Origin of the sequence: Gordonia sp. GONU, from assembly GCF_024733855.1 — a bacterium.
Taxonomy (GTDB): domain Bacteria; phylum Actinomycetota; class Actinomycetes; order Mycobacteriales; family Mycobacteriaceae; genus Gordonia; species Gordonia amicalis.
Window position 1 is genome coordinate 15,457 of sequence record NZ_JANRHB010000005.1, and the last position, 12,130, is coordinate 27,586.

Sequence of the window (12,130 nt, forward strand, 5' to 3'; positions counted from 1 at the left end):
ATGCCGCGAGACGCTCTGGCCGTTTCCCATTCTTCGAAGGAGACTTCCTTGTTCAATTTGACCGGACATATCGCATTGGTCAGTGGTGCCGGACAGAGCGTCGGCGAGGGAATCGCGAAAGTGATGGCGCGACAGGGTGCTTCGGTGATCGTGAACGACCTGCACGCCGACCGTGCCGAGAAGGTCGCCGCGGCCATCGCCGAGGAGGGGAACCGCGCGGTGGCCGCCGCCTTCGACGTGACCGATTTCGAGGCCACCGCGGAGGCCGTGCGGGCGGCGGAGACCGAACTCGGCGGGCACGTCGACATCCTCGTGAACAACGCCGGTGTGGCCGAGGGCCGGGTCATCAAGCCCTTCCGTGACCTCGCCCCGGAGGAGTGGCGCGCGCCGATCGACCTCAACATCTTCGGCGCCATGAACTGCATCAAGGTCGTGCTGGACGGTATGTGCGACAACGGTTGGGGACGCATCGTGCAGATCTCCTCCGGCTCGGCACGTACCGGCCAGAACATCAACCAGACGATGTACGCCACCGGCAAGAGCGGGATCGAGGGATTCATCCGGCACCTGGCAGCCGAGACCGGTCAGTACGGGGTCACCGCGAACATCGTGGCACTCGGCCATCAGAAGAATCTCGAGGACAAGATGCCCCCGGAGATGATCGAACGAATCCTCACCCAGATCCCGATCGGGAGGCTGGGGGATCCCATCGAAGTGGGCGCCTTCTGCGCTTACCTCGCCTCTCACGAGGCCGGCGGGATGACCGGGCAGACACTCGATTTCAACGGCGGGTCCCAAACCCGATGAACCCGAACCCCGTGGACCCGCACGAGACGGGGGTGGTCCTGTCGCTCGTCGCGGTTCGCGTGTCCGACCTGCAAGGATCGAGCGATTTCTACCGACGGGGGCTGGGTTTCGCTCTCGAGCGTGAGTTCGCCACCCCCGCGTTCGACGCGGTCATCCTGCGCGCCGGAACAGCCGGAATCGAGCTGATCCGCCCGACGGAAGTCGGGGACACAGAACCCGACCACGGCAACATGTTCAACAAGATCGTCCTGAACGTCCCCGACGCGGCAGCCGCCATGCGGTGCGCGGTCGAGTACGGCGGAACCGAGGTGTCGCCGGTCGTCGAACACGCCTCGTACGGGATGGCGATCGGCGTCCTCGCCGATCCCGACGGTCATCGGCTGGAGCTGGTCTCCCGGATCGGCTCCCTCTGAGCGGGAGACCCCCACGTCGGTTGCGGACAGCGCGACTAGCGTCTCGTCACGTGGCGCCGATCGATGCGCGATCGGCGATGATTCCGAGCAGGGGTGTGGCGCCTGATGGCCGTGGATGATCAGCAGTGGGACAGCAAATACGACGTCGTCGTGATCGGCTCGGGTGGCGCCGCACTCGCCGGTGCGCTGGCTGCGGTGAAGCGGGGGCTGTCGGTGTGCGTGGTGGAGAAGAGTTCGTACTTCGGCGGTACGTCGGCGTATTCCGGTGGAAGCGTTTGGCTTCCGGGCAATCATGTGCTGGAACGGCAAGGTGTCGACGACTCGGTCGAAGACGGATTGACCTATTTCCGGGCACTTGTGGGCGACCGCACCTCCGAGGATCTGCAGCGGACGTTCCTGGAAACCGGCCCGGTGGTGGCACGGTTCCTGGAGGACGAGGTGGGAATCCCGCTGGAGCACCGCCCGTTTCCGGACTACTACGTGGCCCCCGGTCGTAAGGACTACGGCCGGAGCATCTTTGCCGCCGCCATCTCGGCCGACGAGCTGGGCGACCGTTTGCGTGACATCCGACCACCGGTCCCTGCCGATCAGTTCGGCATGGAGGTCGACCGTTCAGAACTCGACGGCGGCCAGGCCTGGATCGCGCGGATGGTGCTGGCGCTCGACGAATCGGGCCGTGCCGACCTGCACCTCGGCACGGCAGCGCAGCGACTGATCGTCGACGATGCGGGGGACGTCATCGGTCTCGAGGTCGGTGAGGGCGAGAGCCGGCGGACGATCCGGGCCCGGGCCGGGGTCATCGTCGCCGCAGGGGGTTATGAGCGCAACGCCGAACTGCGGCGCATTCACCAGCAGATGCCGACCGCGGACTGGTCGGCGTCCCATCCGGACACCGGCAGCGGTGACGCGTTGCGGATGCTGTCGGAGGTGGGGGCGCAGGTGGACCTGCTCGACCAGTCCTGGTGGTGTCCCGCCACTCTGTTCCCGAACGGCCGCGCCGCGTTCACCCTCGGGGTCCGGGCGGGGATCATCGTCGACCCGACGGGGCAGCGGTTCGCCAATGAGATGTTGCCCTACGACCAGATGGGCCGGGCGATGTTGCAGCGGATGCGCGACGGGGCCGGCGAGGTGTTCTGGTTCGTCTTCGACAACCGGTTCGGCGACGAACTACCGGCGATCTGCGTGCCCGCTCCGGAGCGCGCCGCGATGACCGAGGCGGGCCTGTGGCACACCGCCTCGACCGTGGGAGAGCTCGCGGCGGCCACCGGCCTCGACGCCGAGAAGCTCACGGCGACAATCGATCGGTACAACGGCTTCGCCGCGGCGGGCCGAGACGAGGACTTCGCGCGCGGAGAAGATCCCTACGGCCGGTTCTTCGTCGGAGCGCAGGACGCCGCACAGTGCCTGCCGTCCCTCGACGGTTCGCGATTCCATGCGGTACGCCTGGTGCTGGGTGACCTCGGCACGAAAGGCGGGGCGGTCATCTCCACCGAGGGCGCGGTGTGTCGAGCAGACGGCAGCGTGATCCGCGGGCTGTACGCGGCGGGGAACTCGTCGGCCTCGGTCTCGGGTGAGGTCTATCCGGGGCCCGGTACGCCGCTCGGATCGGGGATGGTGTTCGCCTACCGCGCCGTCGCTGACATGGCGGCCCATCTGGCCGGCGCCGCGGGTACCACTACGTAGAGGGCCCTCAGTGGTCGGTGAGATCTGCTGCGACGCAGCGTTCCCAGATCTCACCGGCCACGATACGGGCAGGCCCCATGAGCTTTCGGAGATCCACCGCGCCCACCGGAGCGCAGACCGAGAGGCCGGCGAGATTGCCGTAGATGTGATCGTGCGGTCCGATCGAGACGCCCACGCAGGCGACGCCGGGAAACGCCTCGCCGCGGTCGAATGCCGCCCCGCGGTCCCGGATCTGGGCGAGCTCGGCGTCGAACTGGGCCGGACTCGTGATCGACAGGGCGGTCTGCTTGACGAGCGTGCCGTCGTCGAGCTTGTGCAGGCCCCGGGGAGATTGCCGTGGGGCGACCTCCGCGTACGCGATGATGACCTTGCCGAGGGCGGTCAGATGTGCGGGAACCCGCTGGCCGACCGCGGTGGGCGTCGGGCCGCTGAGTCGTCCGTTCACCTTCGCGAGGTAGACGGTGTCACCGCCGTCGACGACGCCCAACTGGATCGTGTAACCCGTCCGCTGGGCGAATGCGTGCATCACGGGCCGTGCGGCGCGGAGCAGTCGATTCTGGTTGAGTGCCGCCTGGCCCATCTCGTAGGCCTTGACCCCGAGCTCGTAGGTCTGTTCCGGTGACCGGGCCAGCCACCCCGCACTGGCGAGTTGCTCGAGCAGCCGATGCACGGAGGACCGGGGTAGTTTGGTGCGCGCGGTGACCTGGGCCAGCGTCATCGGGGCCGCTCCGTTGAACGCCTCGAGTACCGCCGAGATCCGATCCACGACCGAGATGGGTCCGTCGCTCGTCTGTGTCGTCCTCACCATTCCTCCTCTGTGATGTCCGTCACAGTACCCCGGCCATTGTGGCTCTCACCACGGGGCGCTGGTCCGGTTGCCCATCTTGGCCCCGGGGGACGGCCGCCGCCTGTGGGCTTCCCGTCCAGCGGAACGACCGCGATGATCGGGGACGCCGATTCGTATGATTCCCGTCTGTTCGGCGCTTCGAGTGGCGTGGGTCACGCCGTCGGATGCGGCCACGGTACACGACACATCGGATGGGTGAGCACCATGATCTGGGACAGGATTGACGGCCGGGACGAGGGTTCCGTGGCCGTGCGAGAGTCGGCCGGCGGGGGAGTCCGCGGGTCCGACGGCGAACGGCCCGGGCGAATGGTCCGCGTCGTCGGGGTGGTCGACGAGACGCATGACACGAGGTCGCTGCTGGTCGAGCCCGCCCCCGCGGACACCGCGGCGTTCGGCTACTCCGCGGGCCAGTTCCTGACCATCCGGGTCCCCGACCAGGGGCGAGGAAGTGCCAGATGCTATTCGCTCGCGAGTTCGCCCCACGTGGACACGACCCTCAAGGTCACCGTCAAACGAGTGGACGGCGGCCACGGCTCCAACTGGGTCTGCGACACGATCACGTGTGGGGACGAACTCGAGGTCCTCCCGCCGGCGGGGACATTCGGCCCGAAGTCGCTCGACGAGTCGGTGGTGCTCATCGCCGGGGGGAGCGGCATCACCCCGGTGATCTCGATCGCGAAGTCGATCCTGGTCGCGGGTTCCGGAGACGTCGCGCTCATCTACGCCAACCGCGACGAGCGTTCGGTCGTCTTCGCGGACGAGCTGCGTGAGCTGGCCGATCGCCACGGCACCCGGTTCAGCGTCGTCCACCTGCTCGACTCCGTCCAGGGGCGGCCGACCGGGGCGGGCTTGTCCGCCCTGCTGCGGCCGTACCTCGACCGGCAGTTCTACGTGTGCGGGCCGCCGCCGCTGATGGACCTCGTCGCCTCCGTGTGCGAGACGCTGGGCGTGGAGCGTGGTCGGGTTCACGCCGAGCGCTTCATCTCGTTGCAGGGCAACCCCTTCGACGCCGCCACCGGCGGGGACGAGGCGCCCGACGACGACGGCGGCGAGCCGGGATGTTCGGTCGAGGTCCACCTCGACGGCGAATCGCACGTGGTCCCCTGGAACGGCCGGCAGAAGCTCCTCGACGCACTGTTGGCGGCCGGACTCGACGCACCGTTCTCCTGTCGAGAAGGGGCGTGCAGCGCATGCGTCTGCAGTCTCACCTCGGGGGAGGTTCGATTGGCGCACAACGAGATTCTCTCGGACGACGAGATCGCGGAGGGATACATCCTGGCCTGCCAGGCCGAACCGGTGGGCGAGAAGATCACCATCGAGTACTGATCTCCCGGCGTCGACGAAAAGCCCTCCCACTCGATGGGAGACCCACGTCACACCGGGCGTCGCGCTTGCCAAGCTGAGGACACCGCGACGAGTGGCACGGTCGCGATCATCTGATCAGGAGGCGTAGTGAGTACGACCATCGACACCGGCGGCGAAGTCAGGGACATCGACACCGGAGCGCCGCCACAGCGTTACGCCCGCGGATGGCACTGCCTCGGACTGGCTCGCGACTTCGCCGACGGCGCTCCCCATCAGGTGGCCGCGTTCGGTACCGAACTCGTGGTCTTCGCCGGTGAGGACGGCGCGTTGAACGTGCTCGACGCCTTCTGCCGGCACATGGGCGGCAACCTGGCGCTCGGAACCGTCAAGGGCAACACGATCGCCTGCCCCTTCCACGACTGGCGGTGGCGCGGCGACGGCAAGTGTGCCGGCATCCCCTACGCGAAAAGGGTTCCGCCCATTGCTCGGACGCGTTCCTGGACGTCGACGGTGGTCAGCGGCCAGTTGTTCGTGTGGCACGATCCGCAGGGATCGGTACCGCCCGCCGAGCTCGCCATCCCGGAGATCCCGACCTACGGCGACGAGGGCTGGACCGACTGGGTGTGGAACTCGATCGACGTGACCGGCTCGCATTGCCGCGAGATCGTGGACAACGTCGTCGACATGGCGCACTTCTTCTACGTGCACTACGGCATGCCGACCTATTTCAAGAACGTCTTCGAGGGGCACATCGCCAGTCAGGTCATGCGGTCGCGACCCCGCGCGGATGCGGTCGGGGTGAGCCAGAGCACCAACTACAGCACCGAGAGCCAGTCCGACGCATCGTATTTCGGTCCCTCGTACATGATCGACAAGCTGTGGAGCGGCGGCCGCGATCACGACGGCGACCCGAACATCTACCTGGTCAACTGCCACTATCCGATCTCGCCGACTTCGTTCCGGCTGCAGTACGGCGTGCTCGTCGAGAAGCCGGCGGGGATGGCCGACGAGCAGGCGAATCAGATCGCGCAGGCCGTTGCCAAAGGAGTCGCCATCGGCTTCGAGCAGGACGTGCAGATCTGGAAGAACAAGTCGCGCATCGACAATCCGCTGCTGTGTGAGGAAGACGGGCCCGTCTATCAGCTCCGACGCTGGTACGAGCAGTTCTACGTCGACGTCGAGGACATCGCGCCGGAGATGGTCAATCGGTTCGAGTACCAGATCGACACCGAACGCGCACTGAAGAGTTGGCAGGCCGAGGTCGACGACAATCTCGCCGCCGGGCGAAGTGCTCTGGAGGCAACCCGAGTGCCGTCGGCGCTCACTTCTCGAGGAGAACACCAATGAGCCACGAAGTGCTCGACAAGGTCATGGACATGGCCGACGAACTACGCGCGGGTGCCGAGGATTCCGAGCGGCTCGGACGACTGTCTGACGATGTCGCGAAGGGACTCAAGCAATCCGGCATCATCCGGCTGCTTCAGCGCAAGACCTACGACGGGTACGAAGCGCATCCGAGGGAGTTCGCCGAAACCGTGATGGGGACGGCGAGCATCTACGGCTCGGCCGGCTGGATCGGCGGGATCGTCGGCGTCCACCCGTGGCAGCTGGCCTTCGCCGATCCGCGGGTCCAGGACGAAGTCCTCGGCGAGGATTCGGACACCTGGCAGGCGTCGCCCTACATGCCCGGTGGTGTCGCGACCCCCGTCGAGGGCGGCTACCGGATGACCGGCAGGTGGCAGTTCTCCTCCGGCACCGACCACTGCGACTGGATCTTCCTCGGCGCCTTCACCGGTGACGCGGACGGAAAGCCGCTGATGCCGCCGGTGGGTCTGCATGTCATCCTGCCCCGCTCGGACTACCGGATCGTCGAGGATTCCTGGGATGTGGTGGGGCTCCGGGGGACCGGCAGCAAGGACATCATCGTCGAGGACGCCTTCATCCCCGCGCATCGCGTGATGCGTTCCGGGGACGTCATCGACGGCACCGCGGCGAAGGAGTACGGCGTCACCGAGACGCTCTACAAGATGCCGTGGTCGACGATGTTCCCGCTGGGGATCACCTCGGCGACGATCGGTATCTGCGAAGGAGTGCTGGCAGCGGGGATCGCCTATCAGCGTGATCGGGTGGCCGCGACGGGTGGAGCGATCAAGGACGATCCCTATGTCCTGCACGCACTCGGGGAGGCGGCCGCCGAGATCGACGCCGCACGGCAACAGTTGCTGGGCAACGTCGACCGCATCTACGACCTCGTCGACGCCGGCACCGAGATCGACTTCGCGATGCGGGCGACTTCGCGGCGCAACCAGGTCCGCGCCGCCTGGCGCGCCGTTCGTGCGGCCGACGAGATCTTCGACCGCTCCGGTGGGAACGCGCTCCGGATGGACAATCCGTTGCAGCGGTTCTGGCGGGACGCGCACGCCGGACTGCACCACGCCATCCATGTCACCAGCACCACCTATCACGCCGCCGCGCTGGCGTCACTGGGCGTCGAGGTCCCCGCGGGTCCCCTGCGGGTGATGATCTGAGCCGGGGGACCACGACGATGGGTTTGATCGCAGCGCTGGGTTACGTGCGGGTGATGGCCACCGACATCGATCGGTGGCGTGAGTTGGGTTTCGACGTACTCGGATTCGCGCCGGGTTCCGGACCCGAGGACGACGCGGTGCACTTCCGGATGGATGAGCGCCCGGCGCGGATCACCGTGCAACGAGGCGACGCCGACCGGGTCACGGCAGTCGGCTGGGAGGTGCGCGACCACCTCGCACTCGCCGAGCTCCGGCGAGTACTCGACGAGGCCGGGACGGCGTACTCCGAGATGGGCCAGGAACTGTGCGACCACCGTCGGATCGAGGGCGGCATCAGCCTGAAGGATCCCGGCGGGACGCCGCTCGAGTTCTTCCACGGCCCGGTGCTCGACCACAGCCCGGTCCTCACGAGATACGGACAGAAGTTCGTCACCGGCCGCCAGGGTCTGGGACATGTCGTGATGCCGACGACCAACTTCGACGAGTCCTACGTGTTCTACACCGAGACACTGGGATTCCTGCCGCGTGGTGCGTTCCGAATGCCCACGCCGCCCGGGACCCCGCCGTCGCGGATCCGCTTTCTCGGGATCAATCAGCGGCACCACAGTCTGGCCATCATGCCGGCGCTCGAAGGGCGTGATCCCGGACTCATCCACGTGATGGTCGAGGTCGACGAGCTCGACGCCGTCGGCCGGGCCTACGACCAGGTCATGGCCCGCGACTTCCCGGTCTCCTCGACCCTCGGCAGGCACACCAACGACAAGATGGTCTCGTTCTACGTCCGGGTGCCGGGTGGTTGGGACATCGAGTACGGCACCGGCGGAGTGCTGGTCGACGAAAAGCACTACACCGCAGAAGAAATCACCGCCGACAGTTACTGGGGCCACGAGTGGATGTGGGCCCGGCAGGCCGAGGAGTCAGCATCGTGACCATCTCAGACACGCAGGGCGCGCGTACGACCGATCACGATGTGATCGTCATCGGCGCGGGCATCTCCGGCCTCTACGCCGTACACAAGCTCCGCGGCGAGGGCCTGGACGTGCACGGTTTCGAGTCCGCCGCGGACGTCGGCGGAACCTGGTACCACAATCGGTACCCCGGAGCGCGGTGCGATGTGGAGAGCATCGACTACTCGTACTCGTTCGACGAAGACCTGCAACAGGAATGGACCTGGACCGAGCGTTTCGCGACGCAGGCGGAGATCCTCGCCTACCTCCGTCACGTCGCGGACCGGTTCGACCTCAGAAGTGCGTTCGACTTCCTGACGCGGGTCACCGCGGCCACCTACGACGAGGAACTCGCGCAGTGGTCGGTGAGCACCGACACCGGCTCGACCGTCACCGCGCGGTTCCTGATCATGGCGACGGGGGTACTCTCCGCGACCAACAAGCCCGACATCCCCGGGCGTGACCTGTTCGCCGGTGAGACCTACCACACCGGTGAATGGCCGCATCACGACGTCGATTTCGCCGGCAAACGGGTGGGTGTCATCGGCACCGGGTCGTCGGGAATCCAGTCGATCCCGGTGATCGCCGAGAGCGCCGAGCACCTCGTGGTGTTCCAGCGCAGTCCCAACTACTCCATCCCCGCGGGCAACCGGCCGCTGTCCGAGGAGACCATCGCCGAGATCAAGGCCGACTACGCCGAACGCCGCCGCCTCTCCCGGATCAGTGGGGGAGGGACGCCGAATGCGCCGTATCCCAAGGGGGCACTCGAAGTGGACGATGCGGAACGTACCCGCGTCTACGACGAGTGGTGGCAACGCGGCGGCTACCTGTTCGCCAAGGCGTTCCCCGACCAGACCACCAGTCTCGCGGCCAACGACACCGCGCGTGAGTACGTGGAGGCGCGCATCCGGGAAATCGTCCGGGATCCCGCCGTCGCCGACATCCTCATCCCCACGGATCATCCGATCGGCACCAAGAGGATCGTCACCGACAGTGGATATTTCGAGACGTTCAACCGCAGCAACGTCACGCTGGTCAACCTGCGCGAGACCCCGATCGAGGAGATCACCCGGACCGGCGTACGGACTTCCGGTGCGGATTTCGAACTCGACATGCTGATCTTCGCCACCGGATTCGACGCGATGACCGGTTCGTTGTCCCGCATCGACATCCGCGGACGTGGTGAACGCACTCTCACCGAGGAGTGGGCGGCGGGACCCCGCACCTATCTCGGGCTGGCAGTACACGGGTTCCCCAACATGTTCATCCTCACCGGACCGGGCAGTCCGAGTGTCCTGGCCAACATGGTCCTCGGTGCCGAACAGCATGTGGACTGGGTTGCCGACGCCATCCGGCATCTCGCCGAGCACAATTCGGCGACCATCGAGGCGGAGAGCGACGCGGTGGACAGCTGGGTCGCCGAGTGTTCGGCCAAGGCGGCCGGAACCCTCTTCCCGTCGGCGAACTCCTGGTACATGGGCGCCAACATCGAGGGCAAGCCCCGAGTGTTCATGCCGTACATCGGCGGATTCGGGAACTACGCGAACGTCTGCGCCGAAGTGGCCGAGGCCGGCTACAAGGGCTTCGAGATCTCCTGACCCGATGACGCGATCCCACACCATCCCGACGGATGGAACACCGACGGATAGGACACCGACATGAGCCGTCGTACCGACCTGCACCCCGACGTCGAGGCGATGCTGACCGCCCTCGAGGCGGGCTTCCCCGACGTGACCGAACACGATCCCCGCGTGCTCCGGGAGATCATCGTGTCTCGTCGTGCTCCGCTCACCCGACAGCCGGACATGGCCATCGCTCGCGACCTCACCATCGACGGTCCGGGTGGTGACCTGGCACTGCGTGTCTATGTGCCACATAGGGATTCCGATGGCAACGGGAGCAGCACCGGAGGTCTGCCGGCCATCGTGTTCGCCCACGGCGGCGGGTTCGTCTTCTGCGATCTGGACAGCCATGACGAGTTCTGCCGATCGATGGCTGCCGAGGTGGGCGCCGTCGTGGTGGCGGTCGACTACCGGCTGGCCCCCGAGCATCGGGCGCCGGCCGCGATGGAGGACGTCTACCGGGCACTGTGCTGGACGGCGGAGAACATCGCCGGGTTCGGTGGGGATTCGCATCGCATCGCACTCGCCGGTGACAGTGCGGGCGGAAACCTCGCTGCCACAACCAGTCTGGCCGCCCGAGATCGCAACGGACCGAAGGTCTGCGCCCAGGTCCTGCTGTACCCGGTGATCGACGACGATTTCGACACCGCGTCGTACCGCGACTACGGCGTCGGGTACTACAACACGACCAAGGCGATGCGGTGGTACTGGGAGCAGTATGCCCCGGACGGTCGGCGTAGCGCGTCGGTGATCCCCACCAACGCCGACACATTGGCCGGTCTACCCCCGGCGGTGGTGGCCACCGCAGAACTCGATCCGCCGCGTTCTGCCGGTGAGGAGTACGCCCGGCTGCTCGAGGCCGCCGGTGTCCCGGTGGCCGCTCACCGGTTCGACGGACTCTTCCACGGTTTCCTGACCTTTCCGCAGCTCTCGCTCACGCCACCGGCTCGCGAGAAGGTCTGGCAGATGATCCGCGACGTGCTCACGGCGAGTGCCACGGACGACGACGGCAGGAGCGCACCATGACACCGCAGTTGGGGACCCAGCAGGTGAGCGGCCAGCAGTTGAACGGCAAGGTGGCGCTGGTGACCGGCAGCAGCCGCGGGATCGGGCGTGGTATCGCCCGGCGGCTGGCGAGCGCCGGGGCGACCGTGGTCGTCACCGCGCGATCCTCGACGCCGTCACCGTCGGTCCGCAACGGCGAGGAGCTCCTGATCTCCGGGACCCTCGACGAGACCGTGCGCCTGATCGAGGAGGCCGGTGGCGCAGCGCTGGCGATCACCGCCGACCTCGAGAACCCCGAACAGCGCGACCGTCTCGTCGAGAATGTCGTCGATGCCGCCGGTGGCATCGACATCCTGGTCAACAACGCCGGCTTCGCGGACTACTCGTCCGTCGAGGACATGAGTGTGGCCACCTTCGACCGGACGATCGAGCACTACCTCAAGGTGCCGTTCATCCTGTCCCAGCGGGCGATTCCGCACATGCGTCGCAACGGTGCGGGTTGGATCGTGAACATCGGCTCCTCGACCGGGCTGAGCCCCATCCGGCCGTTCCGGGAGTACAACAAGACCTCGGGCGACGTTATCTATGCGTCGGCCAAGGCAGCACAACATCGGTTCACCCAAGGCCTCGCGGCCGAGCTGCTCGACGACAACATCGCGGTCAACGCAGTCGGGCCGTCGACGGCGATCATGACACCCGGCGCCGAGGCGTTGCTTCCGGCCGGCTACGAGACCGAGCCGGTGGACTACCTCGCGCAAACCGTCCTGGAGATGTGCACGCTTCCGGCCGCCGGGCGCACGGGCCTGGTCGCCTTCAGCCTGCACTATCCGTGGGCGACCGGCACCCCGGTGTTGTCGGTGGACGGCCGCACGGAGCTCCCTCCACTCGAACCGCCGGCCTGGGCCAATCCCCACATCGTGCCCGCCGGCGTGTGAACGCCGGACACCCAGGACGGGAACGGCCAGAATCGAGC

At 67.0% G+C, this 12,130-nt stretch carries 11 protein-coding genes; 10 read left to right on the top strand and 1 reads right to left on the bottom strand.

What is annotated here, in order from left to right:
• Positions 1 to 48: 48 nt before the first annotated feature.
• The 3 genes from NWF34_RS06645 to NWF34_RS06655 all read left to right on the top strand — a co-directional run bounded on the left by NWF34_RS06645 (position 49) and on the right by NWF34_RS06655 (position 2,903).
• Positions 49 to 807, top strand: coding sequence for an SDR family NAD(P)-dependent oxidoreductase (locus NWF34_RS06645; protein ID WP_258324446.1), 759 nt, complete (start codon positions 49 to 51; stop codon positions 805 to 807).
• Positions 804 to 1,220 (top strand): VOC family protein, encoded by a 417-nt coding sequence (locus NWF34_RS06650; protein ID WP_258324447.1) that lies wholly within the window; start codon positions 804 to 806, stop codon positions 1,218 to 1,220. The genes NWF34_RS06645 and NWF34_RS06650 overlap by 4 nt, the downstream gene beginning before the upstream one ends.
• 105 nt (positions 1,221 to 1,325) lie before the next feature.
• Entirely contained in the window at positions 1,326 to 2,903 is a 1,578-nt protein-coding gene (locus NWF34_RS06655; RefSeq protein WP_258324448.1) for an FAD-dependent oxidoreductase, read from the top strand.
• 7 nt (positions 2,904 to 2,910) lie between these two features.
• Here the strand turns inward: NWF34_RS06655 and NWF34_RS06660 are convergent, their stop codons facing one another.
• Entirely contained in the window at positions 2,911 to 3,708 is a 798-nt protein-coding gene (locus NWF34_RS06660) for an IclR family transcriptional regulator (protein ID WP_258324600.1), read from the bottom strand.
• 348 nt (positions 3,709 to 4,056) lie between these two features.
• Here NWF34_RS06660 and NWF34_RS06665 point away from each other — a divergent pair, with 348 nt between their 5' ends.
• The 7 genes from NWF34_RS06665 (at position 4,057) to NWF34_RS06695 (ending at position 12,092) form a co-directional block, all read left to right on the top strand.
• Positions 4,057 to 5,076: a ferredoxin--NADP reductase gene (locus NWF34_RS06665; protein WP_258324601.1), complete on the top strand. Its 1,020-nt coding sequence runs from the start codon at positions 4,057 to 4,059 to the stop codon at positions 5,074 to 5,076.
• Between the two features lie 126 nt (positions 5,077 to 5,202).
• On the top strand, positions 5,203 to 6,402 hold the full coding sequence (locus NWF34_RS06670; RefSeq protein ID WP_258324449.1) for a 3-ketosteroid-9-alpha-hydroxylase subunit A: 1,200 nt from the start codon (positions 5,203 to 5,205) through the stop codon (positions 6,400 to 6,402).
• The gene (locus NWF34_RS06675) at positions 6,399 to 7,583 is read left to right on the top strand and encodes an acyl-CoA dehydrogenase family protein (protein ID WP_258324450.1); all 1,185 of its coding nucleotides are present in this window, start codon (positions 6,399 to 6,401) and stop codon (positions 7,581 to 7,583) included. Before NWF34_RS06670 ends, NWF34_RS06675 begins: the two co-directional genes overlap by 4 nt.
• Before the next feature lie 17 nt (positions 7,584 to 7,600).
• Positions 7,601 to 8,512 (top strand): VOC family protein, encoded by a 912-nt coding sequence (locus tag NWF34_RS06680; protein ID WP_258324451.1) that lies wholly within the window; start codon positions 7,601 to 7,603, stop codon positions 8,510 to 8,512.
• Positions 8,509 to 10,128, top strand: a complete 1,620-nt coding sequence (locus NWF34_RS06685) for an NAD(P)/FAD-dependent oxidoreductase (RefSeq protein ID WP_258324452.1) — start codon at positions 8,509 to 8,511, stop codon at positions 10,126 to 10,128. The genes NWF34_RS06680 and NWF34_RS06685 overlap by 4 nt, the downstream gene beginning before the upstream one ends.
• 60 nt (positions 10,129 to 10,188) lie before the next feature.
• Complete coding sequence (locus NWF34_RS06690; protein WP_258324453.1) at positions 10,189 to 11,178, top strand: alpha/beta hydrolase; 990 nt, start codon at positions 10,189 to 10,191, stop codon at positions 11,176 to 11,178.
• Positions 11,175 to 12,092, top strand: a complete 918-nt coding sequence (locus tag NWF34_RS06695; RefSeq protein ID WP_258324454.1) for an SDR family NAD(P)-dependent oxidoreductase — start codon at positions 11,175 to 11,177, stop codon at positions 12,090 to 12,092. Before NWF34_RS06690 ends, NWF34_RS06695 begins: the two co-directional genes overlap by 4 nt.
• The last annotated feature ends 38 nt before the right edge of the window (positions 12,093 to 12,130 follow it).

Bases quoted from the DNA above. Each gene is read 5' to 3' on its own strand.
- NWF34_RS06690 (WP_258324453.1), top strand. From the start codon at position 10,189: ATGAGCCGTCGTACCGACCTGCACCCCGACGTCGAGGCGATGCTGACC.
- NWF34_RS06650 (WP_258324447.1), top strand. From the start codon at position 804: ATGAACCCGAACCCCGTGGACCCGCACGAGACGGGGGTGGTCCTGTCG.
- NWF34_RS06695 (WP_258324454.1), top strand. From the start codon at position 11,175: ATGACACCGCAGTTGGGGACCCAGCAGGTGAGCGGCCAGCAGTTGAAC.
- NWF34_RS06680 (WP_258324451.1), top strand. From the start codon at position 7,601: ATGGGTTTGATCGCAGCGCTGGGTTACGTGCGGGTGATGGCCACCGAC.
- NWF34_RS06655 (WP_258324448.1), top strand. From the start codon at position 1,326: ATGGCCGTGGATGATCAGCAGTGGGACAGCAAATACGACGTCGTCGTG.
- NWF34_RS06675 (WP_258324450.1), top strand. From the start codon at position 6,399: ATGAGCCACGAAGTGCTCGACAAGGTCATGGACATGGCCGACGAACTA.
- NWF34_RS06665 (WP_258324601.1), top strand. From the start codon at position 4,057: ATGGTCCGCGTCGTCGGGGTGGTCGACGAGACGCATGACACGAGGTCG.